At 64.6% G+C, this 19383-nt stretch carries 21 protein-coding genes; 11 read left to right on the top strand and 10 right to left on the bottom strand.

Translation table 11 applies throughout. The annotated features are described in order from the left end of the window. Nucleotides 1-18 precede the first annotated feature (18 nt). The 3 genes from BMF89_RS15765 to BMF89_RS15775 all read left to right on the top strand — a co-directional run bounded on the left by BMF89_RS15765 (nucleotide 19) and on the right by BMF89_RS15775 (nucleotide 2062). On the top strand, nucleotides 19-468 hold the full coding sequence (locus BMF89_RS15765; RefSeq protein ID WP_078108045.1) for a MaoC family dehydratase N-terminal domain-containing protein: 450 nt from the start codon (nucleotides 19-21) through the stop codon (nucleotides 466-468). A 2-nt stretch (nucleotides 469-470) separates the two neighbouring features. After that, nucleotides 471-908: a MaoC family dehydratase gene (locus BMF89_RS15770; protein WP_078108046.1), complete on the top strand. Its 438-nt coding sequence runs from the start codon at nucleotides 471-473 to the stop codon at nucleotides 906-908. Between the two features lie 86 nt (nucleotides 909-994). After that, entirely contained in the window at nucleotides 995-2062 is a 1068-nt protein-coding gene (locus BMF89_RS15775; RefSeq protein ID WP_078108047.1) for a UDP-N-acetylmuramate dehydrogenase, read from the top strand. 32 nt (nucleotides 2063-2094) lie between these two features. Here the strand turns inward: BMF89_RS15775 and BMF89_RS15780 are convergent, their stop codons facing one another. Beyond that, nucleotides 2095-2562 carry a hypothetical protein gene (locus tag BMF89_RS15780; protein WP_078108048.1) on the bottom strand — a complete coding sequence of 156 codons (468 nt, stop codon included), beginning with the start codon at nucleotides 2560-2562 and terminating at the stop codon, nucleotides 2095-2097. Between the two features lie 109 nt (nucleotides 2563-2671). On the opposite strand from BMF89_RS15780, the gene BMF89_RS15785 reads away from it, so the two are divergent. Continuing rightward, complete coding sequence (locus BMF89_RS15785) at nucleotides 2672-3790, top strand: winged helix DNA-binding domain-containing protein (protein ID WP_078108049.1); 1119 nt, start codon at nucleotides 2672-2674, stop codon at nucleotides 3788-3790. 198 nt (nucleotides 3791-3988) lie between these two features. Here BMF89_RS15785 and asd read toward each other — a convergent pair whose 3' ends face one another. The 8 genes from asd to BMF89_RS15825 form a co-directional block, all read right to left on the bottom strand. Next, nucleotides 3989-5143: an aspartate-semialdehyde dehydrogenase gene (asd, locus tag BMF89_RS15790; RefSeq protein WP_078108050.1), complete on the bottom strand. Its 1155-nt coding sequence runs from the start codon at nucleotides 5141-5143 to the stop codon at nucleotides 3989-3991. Nucleotides 5144-5251: 108 nt separating this feature from the next. After that, nucleotides 5252-5476, bottom strand: a complete 225-nt coding sequence (locus tag BMF89_RS15795; protein WP_078108051.1) for an NF038396 family protein — start codon at nucleotides 5474-5476, stop codon at nucleotides 5252-5254. Between the two features lie 2 nt (nucleotides 5477-5478). Beyond that, the gene (locus BMF89_RS15800; protein ID WP_078108052.1) at nucleotides 5479-6066 is read right to left on the bottom strand and encodes a dihydrofolate reductase; all 588 of its coding nucleotides are present in this window, start codon (nucleotides 6064-6066) and stop codon (nucleotides 5479-5481) included. Then, the gene (locus tag BMF89_RS15805) at nucleotides 6063-6866 is read right to left on the bottom strand and encodes a thymidylate synthase (RefSeq protein ID WP_078108053.1); all 804 of its coding nucleotides are present in this window, start codon (nucleotides 6864-6866) and stop codon (nucleotides 6063-6065) included. The genes BMF89_RS15800 and BMF89_RS15805 overlap by 4 nt, the downstream gene beginning before the upstream one ends. Nucleotides 6867-6884: 18 nt before the next feature. Continuing rightward, on the bottom strand, nucleotides 6885-7853 hold the full coding sequence (locus BMF89_RS15810; protein ID WP_078108054.1) for an NUDIX hydrolase: 969 nt from the start codon (nucleotides 7851-7853) through the stop codon (nucleotides 6885-6887). Nucleotides 7854-7864: 11 nt separating this feature from the next. Beyond that, nucleotides 7865-10114 (bottom strand): RNA degradosome polyphosphate kinase, encoded by a 2250-nt coding sequence (locus tag BMF89_RS15815; protein WP_078108055.1) that lies wholly within the window; start codon nucleotides 10112-10114, stop codon nucleotides 7865-7867. A gap of 105 nt (nucleotides 10115-10219) precedes the next feature. After that, a complete protein-coding gene (gene mshD / locus BMF89_RS15820) occupies nucleotides 10220-11191 on the bottom strand; it encodes a mycothiol synthase (protein WP_078108056.1) in 972 nt (323 codons plus the stop codon). A gap of 246 nt (nucleotides 11192-11437) precedes the next feature. Next, the gene (locus BMF89_RS15825) at nucleotides 11438-12136 is read right to left on the bottom strand and encodes a response regulator transcription factor (protein ID WP_059387339.1); all 699 of its coding nucleotides are present in this window, start codon (nucleotides 12134-12136) and stop codon (nucleotides 11438-11440) included. A gap of 317 nt (nucleotides 12137-12453) precedes the next feature. Between BMF89_RS15825 and BMF89_RS15830 the strand changes: the two genes are divergently transcribed. The 7 genes from BMF89_RS15830 (at nucleotide 12454) to BMF89_RS15860 (ending at nucleotide 18516) form a co-directional block, all read left to right on the top strand. After that, entirely contained in the window at nucleotides 12454-13188 is a 735-nt protein-coding gene (locus BMF89_RS15830) for a permease (protein WP_078108057.1), read from the top strand. 166 nt (nucleotides 13189-13354) lie between these two features. Then, on the top strand, nucleotides 13355-13954 hold the full coding sequence (locus tag BMF89_RS15835) for an FABP family protein (RefSeq protein ID WP_078108058.1): 600 nt from the start codon (nucleotides 13355-13357) through the stop codon (nucleotides 13952-13954). A gap of 84 nt (nucleotides 13955-14038) precedes the next feature. Continuing rightward, nucleotides 14039-14761, top strand: a complete 723-nt coding sequence (locus BMF89_RS15840) for a flavodoxin family protein (protein WP_078108059.1) — start codon at nucleotides 14039-14041, stop codon at nucleotides 14759-14761. A 22-nt stretch (nucleotides 14762-14783) separates the two neighbouring features. Further along, nucleotides 14784-15869, top strand: coding sequence for a folate-binding protein YgfZ (locus BMF89_RS15845; protein WP_078108060.1), 1086 nt, complete (start codon nucleotides 14784-14786; stop codon nucleotides 15867-15869). Beyond that, nucleotides 15866-16279, top strand: a complete 414-nt coding sequence (locus tag BMF89_RS15850) for an ankyrin repeat domain-containing protein (RefSeq protein WP_078108061.1) — start codon at nucleotides 15866-15868, stop codon at nucleotides 16277-16279. Before BMF89_RS15845 ends, BMF89_RS15850 begins: the two co-directional genes overlap by 4 nt. 98 nt (nucleotides 16280-16377) lie before the next feature. After that, on the top strand, nucleotides 16378-16938 hold the full coding sequence (locus BMF89_RS15855) for a PadR family transcriptional regulator (RefSeq protein ID WP_078108062.1): 561 nt from the start codon (nucleotides 16378-16380) through the stop codon (nucleotides 16936-16938). Nucleotides 16939-16992: 54 nt separating this feature from the next. Beyond that, nucleotides 16993-18516, top strand: coding sequence for a DHA2 family efflux MFS transporter permease subunit (locus tag BMF89_RS15860; protein WP_078108063.1), 1524 nt, complete (start codon nucleotides 16993-16995; stop codon nucleotides 18514-18516). A 71-nt stretch (nucleotides 18517-18587) separates the two neighbouring features. On the opposite strand, the gene BMF89_RS15865 is transcribed toward BMF89_RS15860, so the two are convergent. Beyond that, on the bottom strand, nucleotides 18588-19319 hold the full coding sequence (locus BMF89_RS15865; protein WP_078108064.1) for a GNAT family N-acetyltransferase: 732 nt from the start codon (nucleotides 19317-19319) through the stop codon (nucleotides 18588-18590). Between the last annotated feature and the right edge of the window lie 64 nt (nucleotides 19320-19383).

Consider the following 19383-nt stretch of genomic DNA (forward strand, 5'->3'; position numbering starts at 1 on the left):
GGCCGATAGGGTTGGATCATGACTATTAACCCGGATTTGCAGGGCCGCAGCTACCCTGCCTCAGAGGTGTACGACGTCGGCCGCGAAAAGATCCGGGAGTTCGCCCGGGCCGTGAAGGCCACCCACCCCGCCCACTTCGACGTCGAAGCCGCCAAAGCGCTTGGCCACAGCGACCTCGTCGCCCCGCCGACCTTCGCCATCATCGTCGCCCAGCGGGCGGATGCCCAGCTGATCGAGGACCCCGATTCAGGGATCGACTTCAGCCGCGTGGTGCACGCCGACCAGCGCTTCACGCACCACCGCGCGATCGTCGCCGGGGATCAGTTGCGGGCCGAACTGCACGTCGACGGCGTCCGCGCCATGGGCGGCGGGGCCATGATCACGACGCGTTCGGAAATCACAACGTTGGACGGCGAAAAGGTCGCCACCACCACGTCGTCCATCCTGGTCCGCGGAGAGGGACAGTAGCCATGAGCTTGAAACTTGAAGAACTCACCGTCGGGCAGGAAATCGGCACCCGCAGCATCGAGGTCACGCGCCAGGACCTGGTCAAGTACGCGGGCGCGTCGGGCGACTTCAATCCGATCCACTGGAACGAATCCTTCGCCACCGGCGTCGAGCTTCCCGGAGTCATCGCCCACGGCATGTTCACCATGGGCTCTGCCGTGCAGTTGGTGAGCGACTGGGCCGGCGACCCTGCCGCCGTCGTCGACTACCAGACGCGCTTCACCAAGCCCGTGCTGGTCGCCGACACCACCGGTACCAGCGAGCCCGGCGCCGTGATCGAGGTTGCCGGAGTGGTGGGAGCGCTCGACGTCGAGGCCCGCACCGCGCGCATCGACCTGACCGTCACCTTCGGCGGCCAGAAGGTCCTCATGAAGTCCCAAGCCGTTGTGAAACTTGCGTAAGTAATCAGCATCCCGCGCCGGGGCGCGCGCCTGACCGGCGCGCCCCGGGGTCGGCTGGCCCAGCGAATCCCAGCTAGGCTTGTTTGGTGACCCAGACGATGCTTTCCGAACTGACCACGGCCGCCGTTGGTGGCCCTGCCGGCACCTTTGTGGAGGCCCGCACCGAGGCGGAAATCATCGACGCCGTCCGCTCGGCGGATGCTGCGGGCGAGAAACTGCTCATTATCGGCGGGGGATCCAACCTGCTGGTTTCCGACGCCGGATACCCGGGCACTGTGCTGAAGATCGCGTCGCAGGGCTTCACCGTCAACTCGGAAGACAGTTGCGGAGGCGTTTCCGTGGTGGTCCAGGCAGGGCACAACTGGGACGCCCTTGTGGGGCACTCTGTGCTGCACGCGTGGTCCGGGCTGGAAGCCCTCTCCGGCATCCCGGGAGCCACGGGCGCCACTCCTGTGCAGAATGTTGGCGCTTATGGTGCCGACGTGTCCCAGACCATCGCCGCCGTGCGCACCTGGGACCGGGAACGCAACGCCGTGCAAACCTTCACCAACTCGGAGCTCAAGTTCGGCTACCGGGACTCCATCCTCAAACAGACCACCACCGAGGGCTCGCCACGTTACGTCGTGCTGACGGTTGAATTCCAGCTGCCGCTCGGACGCATGAGTGCGCCCATCCGGTACGCGGAGTTGGCCCGGTCCCTCGGGGTCGAGGCCGGGAAGCGCGCGTATTCCAACGACGTCCGGCGCGAAGTCCTGCGGCTGCGCGCCTCCAAGGGCATGGTCCTCGACTCTTCGGACAGGGACACGTACTCCACGGGTTCCTTCTTCACCAACCCGATAGTTCCGGACACCGCAGCTGCCTCGCTGCCCGAGGGAGCGCCGCAGTACCCCGCCGGGAACGACGGCCTCGTGAAGCTGTCCGCAGCCTGGCTGATCGACCAGGCCGGCTTCGGAAAGGGCTTCGGACTCGATCCCGCGGGGGTGTCCGGCGGGCGAGCCTCGCTGTCCACGAAACACACCCTCGCCATCACCAACCGCGGAGGGGCGAGCGCGGAGGATCTTGTGGCTATCGCGCGCGAGGTGCGCCGCGGCGTCGTCGAGCGCTTTGGCATCGAACTGCACCCGGAGCCGCTACTGATCGGTTTGGCCCTGTAGGAGCCTGCGTAGGTCCCCGCGAGGAGCGCGCTTCAGCGCTTTCCGGTCGGATGGACCTTGTTGAGTAAGAGGAACGTCAGTCCGCAGCTCGCGGCCCCCAAGAGGAAGATCTGGCTGAACGCCATGCTCTGGGGCGACGGACCGCCCGGCGAAATCCAGCCTGCCGCCGCAAAGCCGGCCACGCCCAGGAGCATGACAATCGCGGCGAGCAGGAAACTGCGCACTTGATCGTTCGCGCCAGTGAACCCCGATTCGGGATCGTCAACGCGCCGATCGGACGATGGCTGGCTCGCGGCTGCAAGGCCCAGGAGCAGGGCAGCGGCGCCTGTGGCGGCAAGTCCAACCTCCTGGACAGTCTGCATCGACGGGGATAACCGGACCCCCGCACCAACAGCTATGGCCAAGCCGCAGACAAGCCCGACGGCGGCAGCGCACCAACCAGCGGCTGCTAACCGCCGGCTGAGCGGCCGCAGCAGCGGACCTAACTCACCGAACAGCATTCCCCTAGCGTAGGAGGGCCCGCTGGACGGCCCCTGTGAGCGGCATGGGAGTTCCTCCTACGAGCAATTGAGGACTGAAGCTGTCCGCCATGCGTCCTACGATGGGGCCATGGCAGCTTCGGCGAGGATCAGCGTCACCTCCAGAGTCATGGGCAGGCTGCGGCTCGCGAGCCAAGGATTGCTTGGGGGTTTCGGCAGCCCGGAGGAATGCGTCTCCCGGATGGGTGCCATGCAGGCTCAAGACCTTGCCTCGGCGTTCTGGGCCGTGGGGGAGAGGGTCCCCGGTTCCGGACTGTCCAAGGTGTTGGAAGCGCTCGAGAGCGGCACAGTGGTCCGATCCTGGCCTATGCGAGGCACGCTGCACCTGGTTCCGCCACAGGACTTGCGCTGGATCCTCGCCATCACCACAGAGCGATCCATGCGTTCTGTTGCCGCCCGGCACCGGGAACTCGGCATCGACGAGACAGACTTCGCGACGTGCCGGGACCTGGCCCTCGGACGCGTCGGTGGCACTTCTGGCGCCACGCGCGAGGAGCTTTTCAAGATCTTCGAATCCGCGGGCCAAGTGACGTCGGCCCAACGCGGCATCCATTTGCTCTGGATTCTGTGCCAGAATGCCTGGCTGGTGCAAGGTCCTCCGGCGGGCACGGCAGGCAAAGCCCTGGGACAGCAACTGTTCGTCGCGTTCGATGAGTGGATTCCGGAATCCCGGCGCCTCGACCGTGAAGAAGGGATTGCCGAATTCCTGCTCAGGTATATTCGAAGCCACGGACCGGCCACACTCGCAGACTTCGCGTGGTGGAGCCAGATTCCCAAAGCCGACGTCCGGGCAGCCCACGAGGCCATCCGCGGCCAACTCGTTGAGCTCGTCTTCCGGGAAACGTCCTATTGGCTGTCGCCCGAGACGGCGGCACTGCTCGACGACGGCGTTCCCGGCTCGCGTACGGTCCTCGCCTTGCCTGGATTCGATGAATTCCTGCTCGGGTATACGGACCGCAGCCTTGTCCTGCCCCCTGGGCATTTCCAGAAAGTCGTTCCTGGGGGCAACGGGGTCTTCAAGCGGATGATTGTGTCAGGCGGCGAAGTGGTGGGCACCTGGTCCCGCAGCGGCACCGGCCGGAGCGCCGTCGTCGTGCCTGAACCGTTCGCCGCGGAAGGCCTGGCCCCTGCGGCCAAACGATCCTTCGAACTCCAGGCGGCGAAGTACCTGCGGTTCATGGAGAGCTGACGGCACCCAACTAATCCCCACCGCCACCCTCGCCTCGCAAGTCCCCACCGGCTCCCAGCCTTCGCAAGCCCAGGCCGGGGCCCTCGCCGGTGTGGCCCCACGGTCAGGGAACCCTGGCGGCGTGGGCCCCCGCAGTCGATGTCGTTATGAGCGCTCAAAACGACATCAACTGCGGGTTAGTTGAATAAGGCAGGACGCCTAGAGGGTGCCGGTAGCGATCTTCAGCATGCGGCGCAGCGGTTCGGCGGCGCCCCAGAGGAGCTGGTCGCCCACGGTGAAGGCGCTGATGTATTCAGGACCCATCTCGAGCTTGCGGATACGGCCCACGGGGATCTCCAAGGTGCCGGAGGCAGCCACCGGGGTGAGGTCGGCCATGGAGGCTTCCTTCGTGTTGGGCACAACCTTGGCCCACTCGTTGTCGGCGTCCAGGAGCTTTTCGATTTCGGCGACGGACAGGTCCTCGCGCAGCTTGAGCGTCAGTGCCTGGGAGTGGGAGCGCATGGCGCCGATACGGACGCAGAGCCCGTCCATGACCACATGGTCCTTGCCCGGCTTTCCGTTGCCGGTGCCGAGGATCTTGTTGGTTTCCACCCCGGCCTTCCACTCTTCCTTGGACTGGCCATTGCCGAGGTCGGCGTCGATCCACGGGATCAGGGAGCCTGCAAGCGGCACGCCGAACTGGGTCGCGTCGACGCCGGTGCGCTGGGTGGCCAGGACCTTGCGGTCGATTTCCAGGATCGCGGAGGCGGGATCGTCCAGTTCGCTGCTGACTTCGTTGTTGAGGGTGCCGAACTGGTTGAGCAGTTCGCGCATGTGGCGGGCACCGCCGCCCGACGCCGCCTGGTAGGTCATGGAGGTGCCCCACTCGACCAGGTTGTTCTTGAACAGGCCGCCGAGTCCCATGAGCATGCAGGAAACCGTGCAGTTGCCGCCGATGTAGTCCTTCACGCCGCCGGACAGGCCGGCGTCGATGACGTCGCGGTTGATGGGGTCCAGCACGATGATGGAATCGTCGTTCATGCGCAGCGTGGACGCGGCGTCGATCCAGAGCCCGGCCCAGCCGCGGCTGCGAAGCTCGCCGTGGACCTGCTTCGTGTAGTCGCCGCCCTGGGCTGTGACAATAATCGGCAGCTTGGCAAGAGTCTCAATGTCGAACGCGTTCTCGAGCTTGCCTGCGGCACCTTCTGCTGTACCAGCGAAAGACGGCGCGGCACCTCCCGCGTTCGAGGTGGAGAAAAATACCGGGTTGATGTTGGCGAAGTCGCCCTCTTCCTGCATGCGCTGCATCAGGACGGAGCCGACCATGCCACGCCAACCGACCAGTCCAACGGACGGATTAGCTGCTGTAGTCATTGAACCAGTCTAGACTTTCGCAGCTCCCGGCCGCTGTCGGTTACGTCACGACCCAACTGACTGGCAATAGGTGTCGTTATGAGCCCTCTAAACGACATCTAATGCGAGCTACTTGGGTGAGGCGTCGGGTTCTTCCAGCAGGGCCGCCTTGCGGGCACGAAGGGCGTAGAACGCGCCGAAAGCGAAAACCTGGGTCACCACTATCAGGACGATGATCCCCAGGATCTTGTTGCCGCCCAGGATCATGGTGAGCCCGACGATCGCGGACAAGAGCGCCAAGAGCGGCAACAGCATGTAGCCGAGCACGAACAGGGTCTCAGGTTTCTTCAGCATTCTCAGTCTTCCGTCCGGCGCCATGTGGCGATCCGGTAGTTGGTGCCGTTCTTGGCGGTCAGCCAGCCCTCAGCCGGTTGCGTCGCCTCAAGATTCCAAGCCTCACCGAACTCCGGCGCGAAGGTGTCGCCGTCGATGTCGGAATCGATGACCGTAACGACGGCGACATTCGCGATGTCCATGGACTGCCGGTAAATTTCGCCCCCGCCGATGATCCAGACATTCTGGCCGCCCGGTGCGAACTGGGACTCGAGGAGTGCGGCATCAAGTGAGGAGACGACGACGGCGCCACGTGCTTCGGGCGAGTCCGCCCAGCCGTGTTGCCGGGTCACCACGATGTTGGTGCGGCCGGGCAGAGGACGGTACTTTGCGGGGAAAGACTCCCACGTCTTCCGGCCCATGATGACCGGGTGCCCTGTGGTCAGCCGGCTGAAGTGCTGCAAATCTTCGGGAACGTGCCATGGCATGGTCCCGTCCTTGCCGATCACTCCGCTGCCGGTCTGTGCCCACACCAGGCCGATTCCGGTGAGCGTTTCCGCGCCCTCCCCGGAGGAAGGGGACTCCGCGGCAGGAGTTTCGTGGTTGCTCATATCGCCACGGGCGCTTTGATGGAGGGGTGGTGGCGGTAGCCGACTACTTCGAAGTCCTCGAAGGTGTAGTCGAAGATCGCGTCCGGCTTGCGGGCGAAGCGCAATTGCGGGTACTCGTACGGCTCCCGGGAGAGCTGTTCGGTGACTTGTTCAACGTGGTTGTCGTATACGTGGACGTCTCCGCCGGTCCAGACGAAATCGCCGGGCTCAAGGCCCAGTTGCTGGGCCACCATGCAGGTCAGCAACGCGTAGGAGGCGATGTTGAACGGAACACCCAGGAACATGTCGGCCGAACGCTGGTACAACTGGCAGGACAGCTTGCCGTCGGCAACGTAGAACTGGAAGAACGCGTGGCACGGCGGCAAGGCCATGTCCTTGATCTCGGACACGTTCCAGGCCGAAACGATGTGCCGGCGCGAATCCGGGTTGGAGGCCAGGCCCTTCATGAGCTCGGCGATCTGGTCGATGTGGCCGCCGTCGGGAGTCGGCCAGCTCCGCCATTGCACGCCGTACACCGGGCCGAGCTCGCCGTCGGCGTCTGCCCACTCATCCCAGATGGTGACGCCCTGCTCCTGGAGCCACTTAACGTTCGACTCGCCGCGGAGGAACCACAAGAGCTCCAGGGCCAGTGATTTGAAGTGCACCCGCTTGGTGGTGATGAGCGGGAAACCCTGGCTCAAATCGAAGCGCAGCTGGCGGCCGAAAACACTCCGAGTGCCAGTGCCCGTGCGGTCCGACTTGTGCGTGCCGTTGGCCATGACGTCGCGCAGGAGGTCTTCATATGGGGTTGGGATGCTCACGCACCCAGCTTACTGGAGTCAGTCGTCGAAGGGCTTGATCTGTTCCACGGCCACTACGCGCTGGCCGTTTCCGCGGGCCACGTGGCACACGATGATCTCGCCGGGGGCCAGGTACGGGTCCTGGACCGGAAGCGCCTCGTGAAGCTCCGGACCCATGCGTTCTCCGAGCGTCTTCAAGACGGTGGGGAGCGCCGGCCGGTGGGTGCACAACGCCACCGCACGCTGCTTGTCGAACAAGCCCTCGACGACGGCGGACGTCTTCTTCGGGCTCCGCTGGTGGTTGTGCTCCGTCAGGGCCTCGACAAGTTTCACTTTGGCTCCGGCTGACTTGGCGTACGGCGCGATGGTGGATACGCACCTGGCCCACGGGCTGCTCACGATCCGCAGAGGCTGCCATACGCCCAGAAGCCGCTCCACGGCCAACGCCTGCCGCTGACCCGTCACGGCCAGCGGCCGGCTGCCTTCGGCCTTGGTCCAGGAGGACCGCGGTTTGGCCTTGGCATGGCGCACCAGAATCAGGGGCCACGTCTCCAGCTCACCATTAAGGTGGGCCTTCGCCAGCGCCTGGAGGGGACCCACGTCCGTCGGGTTGCTCAAAAAACGTGCAGCCTTGTCCGGCGCAGCCCACATGTAGGCGTCCACTTCCTCGCCGTCCGGCTTGATGATGGACCCGTTGACCTGCGTCGCCCAGTAGTGCACCACCTTCAGCCCGGCAGACACATGGTAATGCGTCGGAGGAAGGGGGATCCCGAGGGCTGCCTTGAGGCCGATTTCTTCCCTGATCTCGCGGACAGCGCACTCCGGGATGGTTTCCCCGGCGTCGAGCTTGCCCTTGGGCCAGGACCAATCGTCGTACTTGGGCCGGTGAATCAGCAGGACCTCAAGGGCGCCCTTGGTGACACGCCAGGGAATGGCGCCGGCCGCCGTGACGGCGATCGGCTCCCCGGGATGGTCCGTCTGGTCTGCAACAGGTGTATCGCTCTTCAACTTTTCGCTGCCTACCGCCGGGCGACTGCACGTTGGCGGGACCGGGAGGCAAGCAGCCAGGACTGGATGTCCAGCAGCGGCGAGCCGTCTTCGGCCTGGTGAAACCTGGTCCAGTGGCCTTGGTTGTCGAGGTGCCAGCTGGCCGTGCCGGGATCCATGTAGCGCCGCAGCAGGTCCATGACCTCGGCGGTGTCCTCCCGGCTGGAGAGCTGCACCAAGGCCTCGACCCGACGGTCGAGGTTGCGGTGCATCATGTCCGCTGAGCCGATGTAGACCACGGGATCGTTGGCATTGGCGAAGGCAAACACGCGGGAGTGCTCCAGGAAGCGGCCCAGGACGGAGCGGACCGTGATGTTCTCGCTCAGTCCAGGCACTCCGGGGCGCAGCGAGCAGATGCCGCGGACAATGACGTCAACCTTCACCCCGGCCTGCGACGCCCTGTAAAGGGCGTCGATGATGGCTTCGTCCACCATGGAGTTGACCTTGATCTGGACCCGCGCGGTGATTCCCGCGCGGGCGTTGCGGATCTCGGTCTCGATCCTGTCGATCAATCCGGACCGCACCGAGCGGGGGGCCACGAGGAGCCGCTTGAACGTCGACTTGGGGGCATACCCGGAGAGCTGGTTGAAGAGCTTGGACAGGTCCTCGCCCACCTGCTCGTTGGAGGTCAGCAGACCGAGATCCTCGTAGTAGCGGGCCGTCCGGGGGTGGTAGTTGCCCGTGCCGATGTGGCAGTACCTGCGGAGGCCGTCCACTTCCTGGCGGACAACCAGGGACAACTTGCAGTGCGTCTTGAGTCCTACGATTCCGTACACCACGTGCACTCCGGCCTGCTCCAGTTTGCGCGCCCAGGAGATGTTGGCCTGCTCGTCAAAGCGGGCCTTGATCTCCACGAGGGCAAGCACCTGCTTGCCGGCTTCGGCAGCATCGATCAGGGCGTCCACGATGGGGGAATCGCCGGACGTGCGATACAGGGTCTGCTTGATGGCCTGGACCTTGGGGTCGGCGGCCGCCTGCTCGAGGAAAGCCTGGACCGACGTCGAGAACGAGTCGTACGGGTGGTGCAGCAGGATGTCGCGGCGGCGCATTGCCGCGAAGACGTTGGCGGCCTTGGATGTCTCGGATTCGTTCAGGTACCGCGAGGTATGGGGCACGTGCTTCGGGTAGTGGAGGTCGGCGCGGTCGATGCCGCCGATGACGGACAGGCCCCGAAGGTCCAGGGGTGCCGGAACGGAGTAGACCTCGGATTCCTCGACGCCGAGTTCCCGCACCAAGAGCGCTCGGATGTTCGGGTTGATGTCCGTGGTGACCTCAAGCCGGACGGGCGGGCCGAAGCGGCGGCGCAGAAGTTCTTTTTCAAGCGCCTGCAGGAGGTTCTCGGCGTCGTCCTCTTCAACTTCCACGTCCTCGTTGCGGGTGACGCGGAAGCTGTGGTGCTCCATGACTTCCATTCCGGGGAACAGCTTGTCCAGATGCACCGCAATGACCTCTTCGAGCGCGATGAACCGGGCCACGCGGCCCGGGACCGCGCCGGCCCGCGGGCCGTCGATCGAAACGAGACGGGGCAGCTGGTCCGGAACCTTGACGCGGGCGAACAGTTCCTTGTCGCTCACGGGGTTGCGGACAATCACGGCCAGGTTGAGGGAGAGCCCGGAGATATAGGGGAAGGGGTGGGCCGGATCGACGGCGAGGGGGGTGAGGATCGGGAAGACCTTCTCGCCGAACATGATGCTCAAGCGGTGCTGGGCTTCGTCGTCGAGTTCGTCCCAGCGCATGAGGTGGATGTGCTCATAGGCCAAAGCGGGCCGGATCTGCTCGGCAAAAACGCGCGCGTGGCGTTCCTGCAGCTTCCGGGCGGCATCGCCGATCTGCTCCAGGACTTCGATGGGGCTCAGGCCGGCAGGGGAGGGAACCGCGAGTCCGGTGGCGATGCGACGCTTCAGGCCGGCTACCCGCACCATGAAGAATTCATCCAGGTTCGAGGCGAAGATGGAGAGGAAATTGACCCGCTCCAGCAGGAAGAGGTCGGGGTCCTCCGCGAGTTCGAGGACGCGCGAGTTGAAGGCGAGCCAACTCAGTTCGCGGTCCAGGAAACGGTCCGGGGTGATATCGCCTTCCGGCTCAAGGGAGGGCGCAAACTCAGGAATGTCGATGCGGTCCTGGGTTGCCCGCGCTGCCGGGACTTCGGACGAACCGAAGCGGGGAGGCAAGGTTGCGCCCTTGACCTCGGTTTTGGTGGTTCCGACCGGGTCCGGGTTCATCGGGCTCTCCTTCTCGTTCAGCGCGGGGTTTGATTCAACCCTACAAGGATTCCACGTGCCGGAATCCTAGATGTCCTAGCCTTTCAGATACGCCTTGGTTCCGGGTTACTTCCCGGTTAACGGCGCATACATGACATCGACGTCCCAGCGCACGAATCCCAGCTTCTGGTAAAGGGCGACGGCCGCGGTATTGTCGGCGTCCACGTACAGCATCACCGAGTGCAGCTCGTGGCTCTGCAGATACCTGATCCCGGCAACAGTGAGCGCCTTGCCGAGTCCCAGGCCTTGGGCTGCAGGCGTTACGCCGACGACGTAGACCTCGCCGATGGCCGGGTGGGATCCTTGCCGGGGGTGCACCTTCGTCCAATGGAAGCCGAGCAGCTCCCCGGCCGGATTCACGGCGAGCAGGAAACCTGCGGGGTCGAACCAGTCCTCGGCCATCCGGGCTTCCAGATCGGCCCGGGTCAGCGACCCCTGCTCTGGATGGTGGGCAAATGCTGCCCTGTTGGCAGCCAGCCAGGCGGACTCATCCTGACCCGGCACGAAGGCGCGCAGCGAGACTCCCTCAGGCAGGCCGGCGTCGGGCAGTTCCGCGGTGGAGGACATGAGGCGCATCTTCCACAGTTCACGTACGGGGCCGTAGCCGTAGCGGGCCGCGAGGTCCGCGGCGGCCTCGTGGTTTCCATGGGACCAGGCATTCAGGCCCGCAAGCCCGCGGCTGTCCCGGAGCGAGTCCAACAGCCTCCCGGCGACACCCTGGTTGCGGTAGCTGGGGTGCACCGCCATTTCCAGGACCCCGGTCCCGTCGTCCGCTTCAACCACGACGGCGATTCCGGCCAGATCCTGGCCGCTCGCCGGATCGGACTGCTCGTCCGGGGCATACAGGGCCATGGTGAGCACTGAGTGGTCGCCGGAATCGGCTCCGCGCAGCATGACGAGGGTCTGTTCGGACAACGGTGGATTGCCGTCCGACTCCTCGGCAGCTGCGGCGAGCATTTTGATGTCTCTCAACAACTCGCTATCCGAGGCGCCTTTGACGACGAGTACGGGCCAGTTCTCCGGGTGCGCAGGGCTCATGCTGCAAGGCTATACGTCCCGGGCCGGTTTGGCGGGATGGATTTTGCAGGCAATCCCTTGGCCGTGTAAGGTCTATATCTCGTCCGGCTTTGCGAAGCAGGATACGAGGGGGATCCACCAGTGGGGTGGCCTCGATACGTTCGACCCGTATGTCCTCCACTCAAGCAAAGGAAGGCCCGGACTCGTTGAGTCCGGGCCTTCCTTGTGTTCGAAGCCTGGGGTTCCGAAGCGTGGGGGTTCGGAAGCCTAGGCCTCCGTGAGTTCATCTTCCGGCAAGCGGACCAATGTCAGCCGGTAGCCGACGTTGCGGACCGTGCTGATGAGGTTCTCGTGGTCCACGCCGAGCTTGGCGCGCAGGCGACGGACGTGGACGTCCACGGTGCGCGTGCCGCCGTAGTAGTCGTAGCCCCAGACCTCGGTGAGGAGCTGCTGGCGCGTGAACACCCTGCCCGGGTGCTGGGCCAGGTATTTCAGGAGTTCGAACTCCTTGAAGGTCAGGTTGAGCGGCTGCCCGTTCACGCGGGCGGTGTAGCTTGCTTCGTCAATGACGACGCCGGCCGCCCGGATTTCGGTGTTGGTTTCCTCTTCGCCGGGAATCGCGCGGGCCACGGCCAGGCGGATCCGGGCTTCGACCTCCGCCGGTCCCGCAGAGTCGAGGACGATGTCATCCACGGACCATGCGGAAGAGACGGCAGCCATGCCACCTTCGGTGAGGATCAGGATGAGGGGTGCGCTCAAGCCCGTGGCCTTGAGGAGCTGGGTCAGGGAACGGGCCCCCACCAGGTCCTTGCGGGCATCCAGGAAAACGACGTCGGTGGGATCGGTCTCGAGCAATGCCGTGGGCTCGGCAGGAAGAATGTGGACCCGGTGGTTCAAGAGCTCCAAGGCGGGCAGGATGTCTACCGACGAGCCGGTGCTGTTCGTCAGGAGCAGGATGTGCGACATAGTTCCTCCAATGGGCGGTCCGCGCATCATCGGGCGTCTGAACCGGGTTTCCACCGGCCGGTAGCTGCTTATGGGGCGTGGTTCCGTTGTAACGGAAGCGTTGCAACAAGAAGCGCTGTTGACAACCGAGTATACCCAAAGGTCCCTGCAACGTCAGGGATTCGTGTCACCTTCAACCCCTCTTTGCGACATATTTGTGCCGTATAAGGCAGGATTGTCACGAGGTTGGTCGCAGCTTGGATCGAAACGGAGTCCCCGAGGGGACCCGCGGATCGAGCGCACAGCGAGGTAAGGGACACAGTGAGGTCAGGGGCGCAGTGAAGTCTTGGAGCATCGGGGTGGTCGGCCTCGTGGCGCTCGCGGTTTTCGTCGCCAGCTCTTACGGCCCCACGGAGGGGTTGGTCGCCGTCGGAATTCTGGCGTCGGCCGCCGTTGGCGTCGGCTGGCCCCATTTTCTTGCAGTCCCCGCCAAGAAGACCCTCGCAGCCGTGATCGGGCTGAGCGGCGCGGGTTCGGCCCTGGCTGCAGGCTTCGTCCCGGCCCCCGGATTCCTCGACGCGACGCCGGGCTTCATCGCCGCCGGCGTGATTGCGGTGTTCGTCGTGCAGTTGATCCGCGGAACAGGGCAGGCCCAACGGCTCGAATCGACCCTGGGCAGTTGTGCCGGCGTCCTGCTGAGCTGCCTCGGCGCGGGCTGGATTGCGGGTGCGAGGTTCAACGGCATCAAGGAAATGCTGTTGGTCGCGGCCCTCAGTGCCGCGGTAGCCCTCCTCGCAGGCTTGTTGCGCTGGCCGGACCGGGTCGTGGCGCCCCTGGGCATCGTGGCGGCCGGTTTGGTGGCCCCGCTGGCGGGCCTGGTGTTCTCCGATATCGCGATCGTGCCCGCCATTGTCGTGGGCGTCGTGATCGGTTCGGTCCTGGTCAGTTTCCGTCGGATGGTGACGCTTCGGCTCGGCCGGCTGAATTTCCCGGCCGTCCTTGGAATGGGCGTTGCACCCGTCTGGGCGGTTGGGGCCATGTGCTACTTCATCGACAAACTACTCATCTACTAACAGTTAGGATGGCATCATGTCCGTACTTGCATTTGAAATCTTCTTCCTCGTCCTCCTCGGCCTGGCCAGCCTCTCGATGGCATGGTTCGCTGGTTTTGTCGTTTACCGTCTCTTCAAGGGCCAGAAGTAGAGCTTCTGTACCTTCCGGTCCACTGAGGTAGTTGCTGTGCCCATCGAAATCCCTTCCGACCTGACACCCGAACTGGTACCCCTTTCCTGGCTCATTGGTGAGTGGGAAGGCCGGGGACGGCTGGGGAGCGGTGAAGAAGACTCGGATCACTTCATCCAGCATGTCTCTTTCACGCACCACGGTCTGCCGTACTTGGAGTACCGGGCGGAAAGCTGGCTCAGCGACGAGGACGGCACCAAATTGCGGCCCCTCACCGTGGAAACGGGCTTCTGGGCGCTGGAGCGGAAAATGCTCGACGCCGACGGCGGACCGGGCCTGATTCCGGCGGAAATGGTCCCGGTATTGAAGACGGCCGACGACGTCGAGGCGCACCGGAACGCGGACGGCGGGTTCGACATCGCTGTGACGATAGCCCATCCCGGTGGCATCAGCGAGCTGTACTACGGCCAAATCAAGGGACCGCAGATCCAGTTGAGCACCGATATGGTGATGCGCGGCGGCCACTCCAAGGAATACACTGCGGCCACACGCATCTTCGGCCTCGTGGATGGCAATCTATTGTGGCGTTGGGATGTGTCCACCGCGGGCAAGTCGCTCGAGGCCCATGCTTCGGCTTTCCTGAACAAGCTCTCCTAGGGGCCTGTTCGCTGGCTTCAAGGTCTCACCGAAGAGGTCTCACTGAACGTCCCGTTTCGTAGTCCGAACCACAGGGAGCAGCAAGTGAACGAAGCAACAAAGCCCGCAAGCTACGACGATCTCAAGGCTGTGTTCTTCAACGGGACACTCAAACCATCCCCGCAAGTGAGCAATACCGACGGACTGATCACCATCAGCCGGCGCATCATGGAAAAGCAGGGCGTCAGTACCCAGGTAATCCGCACTGTGGATCACGACATTGCCGCCGGTGTGTATCCGGACATGCGCGAACATGGCTGGGCCACGGATGAATGGCCGGAGTTGTACCCGGCTGTGCTGGAAGCCGACATCGTGGTGGTGGCCGGTCCTATCTGGCTTGGCGATAACTCCTCCCAGACCAAGAAGCTCATCGAACGGCTCTACGCCCATTCGGGCCAGCTCAACAGCAAGGGCCAGTGGGCCTACTATCCGAAGGTCGGCGGCTGCCTGATCACCGGCAACGAGGACGGCATCAAGCACTGCGCCATGAACGTCCTGTACAGCCTCCAGCACGTCGGTTTCACCATCCCGCCCCAGGCCGATGCCGGCTGGATCGGTGCGGTCGGACCCGGCCCCAGCTACCTCGACGAAGGATCCGGTGGTCCCGAGAGCGACTTCACCAACCGGAACACCACGTTCATGACCTGGAACCTGCTCCACTACGCCCGGATGCTCAAGGATGCAGGCGGCATTCCTGCGTACGGCAACCTCCCGGATGAATGGAAAGCCGGCACGCGCTTCGATTTTGAAAACCCGGAATACCGCTGAGCCCCAAGGACTTCTACTACATATGACTTACACGAGCCCCCTTTTGTCGCGCCCCGGAGCTGTGGAAGGCGGCGGCGAGGACTCCGGCGTCGCGGCCCACTACGGCGAGCCCTTGCGTGAGCAGCGCGCCCTCGCCGCCGGCACCGCCGTCGTCGATCTTTCCTACCGGGGCGTTGTCACGGTCACGGGACCGGACCGCCTCAGCTGGCTCAACACCCTTTCCTCGCAGCAACTGACCAACCTCCAACCGCGCGTCTCCAGCGAATTGCTGCTCCTCACCATCCAGGGCCGCATCGAGTTCGATGCCCGCGTGGTGGACGACGGCGACACCACCTGGCTGCTGGTCGAGGCCGCCGAGGCCGCCCCGCTGGCGGAATGGCTCAACAAGATGCGCTTCATGTTGCGCGTCGAGGTGGCCGACGTGTCTTCCGATTGGGCGGTTGTCGGCGCAACCAAGGCCATTGACGCATGGTCGGAACGGCTAGTCTGGGAGGACCCGTGGCCGCATATCGGCGTCGGCGGCTACTCCTACAGCGTCGTGGAGGAAAGCTCCCATCCCGGCCTCGAGCGTCCTTGGTTCGAGTACCTCATTCCCGCGGCCGAGCTTGAAGCGGCCGTCGAGGGCATGGCACTCGCCGGTTCCCTGGCGGCGGAGGCGCTCCGTATCGCCGCCTGGCGTCCCCGGCTCGGCGCGGAGACGGACGAGAAGACCATCCCGCACGAGCTCGATCTCCTGCGGACCTCGGTCCACTTGTCCAAGGGCTGCTACAAGGGCCAGGAGACCATCGCACGTGTCCACAACCTTGGACACCCGCCCCGGCGGCTCGTTTTCCTGCAATTGGACGGCTCGCAGCACACCCTCCCGGCGCCGGGCAGCGTCGTATTTGCCGGAGAGCGCAAGGTGGGTACGCTGACATCCGTGGCCCAGCATTTCGAGATGGGGGCAGTGGGACTGGCGCTGATCAAGCGCTCAGTGGATCCCCAGGAAGTGCTGACCGTGCTGGACGGCGAGGAGCCTTATCCGGCCGCCCAGGAAGTAATCGTCGCGCCCGACGCCGGACAGGTGGTGGGGCGCCAGTCCGGATTCCTGAAGGGACCCCATCGATGAGCGAAACCACCGGCGCTGACGCCCAAGCGACAGGTGTCGACGACGAGGCCATTGCCTTGGCGCACACCTTGTTCGATGCTGCCAGGGAAGGCAACTCAGTGCTCCTGCGCAGCTACCTCAACGCCGGTGCGCCGGCTGGAATGCGCACTGCCGCCGGCGACTCGCTTCTGATGCTCGCCGCATATAACGGCCATGCTGAAACTGTTCAGCTTCTGTTGCACCACGGTGCAGACGCAAACGGGGCGAACGATCGTGGCCAGACTCCGCTGGCCGGCGCAGTTTTCAAGGGTTACGCGGAGGTGGCCCGGTTTCTGGTTGACGCCGGGGCCGATCCCGACGCCGGTACGCCCACGGCGCGCGAGGCCGCGCGGATGTTTGCCCGCACGGAGATTCTCGAACTGCTCGGATAAACCAAGACGGCCCGCCGGGAATGGCTGGCGGACTGCTTGCGATCAGATATTCCATGTGGAATAGTTGATGTGGAATAGTTCGCACGGAGGATGGGGAAATGGCACGAGCCGCACTGACTCCACTTGGCGTCGCCGCGTTGGCCCTCCTTGTCGAGGCGCCGATGCATCCGTACGAGATGTACCAGCTCCTGATGGCCCGCCATGAGGACCGCTTGGTCAAAGTCCGGCCGGGCACGCTCTACCACGCCGTCGCTCGGCTGGAAGAAGCAGGCTTGGTCGAGTCGACGGGCACTGACCGCGCCGGCAACCGGCCCGAGCGCACCACCTACCGGATCACCGGAACCGGCCGGGAGGCGCTGACGGAGCGCCTCCAGAACATGCTTTCGGAACCCGTGAACGAATACCCGATTTTTCCCCATGCGATCGCCGAGGCACACAACCTGCCGTCCGGCGTCGTACTCGAACTCCTGGACCACCGCGTGGCGAACTTGGAAAACCAGCTCGACTTCCTGGTCCAAGGAGAAGAAGCCGTCGCTGCCAAAGGCGTCGAGCCCAAGTTTTGGATCGACGTCAAGTACCAACAAACCATGCTGCGGACCGAAATCGACTGGATACGCACCTTCCAAGACGATCTCCGCAGCGGGCAATTGCCATGGTAAGCGCCCGTCCCACGCACCAACCTGCAATCGATTCAGCACAGTCAAAGGAAACCCATGGAAAACGTAGCTAAACCGTGGCCCGCACTGTGGTCCCTCGTGGTCGGGTTCTTCATGATCCTGATCGACACCACCATCGTCTCCGTGGCGAACCCACGGATCATGGAGGGCCTGCACACCGATATCAACTCGGTCATCTGGGTGACGAGCGCCTACCTCCTCGCCTACGCCGTGCCGTTGCTGATCACCGGAAGGCTCGGCGACCGCTTCGGGCCCAAGAACCTCTACCTGATCGGTCTCGTTGTCTTCACCTTGGCTTCACTGTGGTGCGGCCTTTCGGGCGACATCGGCATGCTCATCGCGGCCCGGGTGGTCCAGGGCATCGGCGCGGCCATGATGACGCCCCAAACCATGGCCGTCATCACCCGGATCTTCCCGCCGGACCGCCGCGGCGCAGCCATGGGCCTTTGGGGAGCCACGGCCGGCATGGCCATCCTCGTCGGCCCGATCCTCGGCGGCGTGTTGGTCGACGGCCTCGGCTGGCAGTGGATCTTCTTCGTCAACGTTCCCATCGGCGTCGTTGCCTTCGTCCTCGTGACCCGGCTGGTACCGAAGCTGACCACGCACAGCCACAAGTTCGATGTCCTGGGAGTGCTGCTGTCGGCAGCCGGGATGTTCCTGCTGGTGTTCGGCATCCAGGAAGGCCAAAGCTACAAGTGGGGCACCGTCACCGGACCCATTACCGTGTGGGGACTGATCATCACGGGGCTCGTTGTCCTGGCCGTGTTTGTCTTCTGGCAGTGGTTGCTGGAGCGGCGCGGCGGTGAGCCTTTGCTGCCTCTTGGCCTGTTCAAGGACCGCAACTTCTCCTTGGGCAACACCACCATCATGGCGGTGGGCTTCACCATCACCGCGTTCCCGCTGCCCACGATTTTCTATTACCAGGTGGTCCGCGGGTTGTCCCCGACGCAGTCCGCCTTGCTGATGATCCCCATGGCCGTGATCTCCGGCGCCTTGGCACCTTTTGTCGGCAAGCTGATCGACCGCATCAACCCGCGCTGGTTCGCCGCCTTCGGGCTCGTTTGCCTGTCCGGAGCGCTCTTCTGGACCGGCTCGCTCCTGAAGCCGGACACTCCCATTTGGATGTTCCTTCTGCCGAGCGCCCTCCAGGGCGTGGCCAACGGCTTCATTTGGGGACCGGTCTCCAACGCCACCACCCGCAACCTCCCGCCGCGTTCCGCCGGAGCCGGTTCCGGTGTCTTCAACACGACGCGCCAGATCGGTGCCGTGCTGGGATCCGCCGCGATTGCCGCGTTGATCCAGTCCCGGCTCGCCGCTGAGCTGCCCGCGGCTCCGCCAGGTGCGGCCCCGGCCGGGGAAGGCGGATTCACCGGAAGTTTGCCTGAATTCCTGCACGCCGGCTTTTCGACGGCGATGAGCCAGTCGGTCTTGCTGCCGGCGTTTGCGATTCTGTTGGGCGCCGTAGCGGCGTTGTTGTTCGGCAAGCCCCAAGCCGTCCAGGGATGGGGTTCCCCGGCTGCCGCAGGGGCCAAGCCCGAGACTGTTTCGCAAGACAGTTAGCCCGCGCGAACTGGCAGACGATGCCCCCAAAATGCGGGCATCGTCTGCCAACTCGCGGCCAGGGCAAGTCGCTAGCGGAGCAGTACGGAGGTCTGGATGCCGCCGTCGGCGAATCCCAGCCTTCGGGCCAAGGCCATGGAACCCCGGTTGTCCAGAGCGGTCCGCCACTGCAGCGTCAGGCCGGAAGCGAGTGCCTCGTGGGCGGCGATCGAGGCAGCCAGGGTTCCGAGCCCCTGCCGGCGCAACTCGGGCGGCACCAGGACGCCCAAGTCTGCGAGGATCCCTTGCCATTCCGCGTAGGCGCCGCAGGCCACCGGTTTGCGGTCCGGTTCGTTCCCGTCCATCACGGTGAAATGGTGGTCCATTTTTGAGAGGTGGACCTCGTTGACGTCGTCCGGAGGGCACCTGCCCTCCAACTCGATTACCTCCGGATGGCCGTGGGAGACGGTGACTTCGCCGCCCGGCTGGAAGAGGGGCAAATCGTCGGCGAACAGCAGTGCCGACGTCCCGAGCCCGTGGCCGCCGTGTTCGCGACTGATCCGCAACAGTGTGGAATGCTCGCTCAGTTGATCGTCTGAGAGCCCGACGGCGGCGGCCACCGCCCATGCCGGAGCCACCAACGCGGAGCGGCCAAAGAGCCTCACGAACGTGATGGACTCGGCGTCGTCGTCTTCCCTGACCAAGCGCTCCCCAGTGCGGGCAGCGGCTGGGCCGGAGACGAAACTGAAGGCCTCGTCGTCGAACCCTAAGTGCCGGGCCCAGGCCAGCAGCACAATTTCCGCCGATCCCGCATCAAGTTCCATGACATCGAGTCTATGCAGTCACCGGAAAGGAAGGAGCAGGCGGCCACCTCGTGGTACCCGCCTG

This window comes from Arthrobacter sp. SRS-W-1-2016, assembly GCF_002009585.1.
GTDB classification, from domain to species: Bacteria; Actinomycetota; Actinomycetes; order Actinomycetales; family Micrococcaceae; genus Arthrobacter; species Arthrobacter bambusae_A.

Excerpts from the sequence above, each read along its gene's own strand:
- BMF89_RS15845 (WP_078108060.1), top strand. The coding sequence starts at position 14,784 with ATGACTTACACGAGCCCCCTTTTGTCGCGCCCCGGAGCTGTGGAAGGC.
- BMF89_RS15770 (WP_078108046.1), top strand. The coding sequence starts at position 471 with ATGAGCTTGAAACTTGAAGAACTCACCGTCGGGCAGGAAATCGGCACC.
- BMF89_RS15785 (WP_078108049.1), top strand. The coding sequence starts at position 2,672 with ATGGCAGCTTCGGCGAGGATCAGCGTCACCTCCAGAGTCATGGGCAGG.
- BMF89_RS15800 (WP_078108052.1), bottom strand. The coding sequence starts at position 6,066 with ATGAGCAACCACGAAACTCCTGCCGCGGAGTCCCCTTCCTCCGGGGAG.
- BMF89_RS15855 (WP_078108062.1), top strand. The coding sequence starts at position 16,378 with ATGGCACGAGCCGCACTGACTCCACTTGGCGTCGCCGCGTTGGCCCTC.
- BMF89_RS15850 (WP_078108061.1), top strand. The coding sequence starts at position 15,866 with ATGAGCGAAACCACCGGCGCTGACGCCCAAGCGACAGGTGTCGACGAC.
- BMF89_RS15780 (WP_078108048.1), bottom strand. The coding sequence starts at position 2,562 with ATGCTGTTCGGTGAGTTAGGTCCGCTGCTGCGGCCGCTCAGCCGGCGG.
- BMF89_RS15860 (WP_078108063.1), top strand. The coding sequence starts at position 16,993 with ATGGAAAACGTAGCTAAACCGTGGCCCGCACTGTGGTCCCTCGTGGTC.
- BMF89_RS15815 (WP_078108055.1), bottom strand. The coding sequence starts at position 10,114 with ATGAACCCGGACCCGGTCGGAACCACCAAAACCGAGGTCAAGGGCGCA.
- BMF89_RS15765 (WP_078108045.1), top strand. The coding sequence starts at position 19 with ATGACTATTAACCCGGATTTGCAGGGCCGCAGCTACCCTGCCTCAGAG.
- BMF89_RS15825 (WP_059387339.1), bottom strand. The coding sequence starts at position 12,136 with ATGTCGCACATCCTGCTCCTGACGAACAGCACCGGCTCGTCGGTAGAC.
- asd (WP_078108050.1), bottom strand. The coding sequence starts at position 5,143 with ATGACTACAGCAGCTAATCCGTCCGTTGGACTGGTCGGTTGGCGTGGC.
- mshD (WP_078108056.1), bottom strand. The coding sequence starts at position 11,191 with ATGAGCCCTGCGCACCCGGAGAACTGGCCCGTACTCGTCGTCAAAGGC.
- BMF89_RS15865 (WP_078108064.1), bottom strand. The coding sequence starts at position 19,319 with ATGGAACTTGATGCGGGATCGGCGGAAATTGTGCTGCTGGCCTGGGCC.
- BMF89_RS15795 (WP_078108051.1), bottom strand. The coding sequence starts at position 5,476 with ATGCTGAAGAAACCTGAGACCCTGTTCGTGCTCGGCTACATGCTGTTG.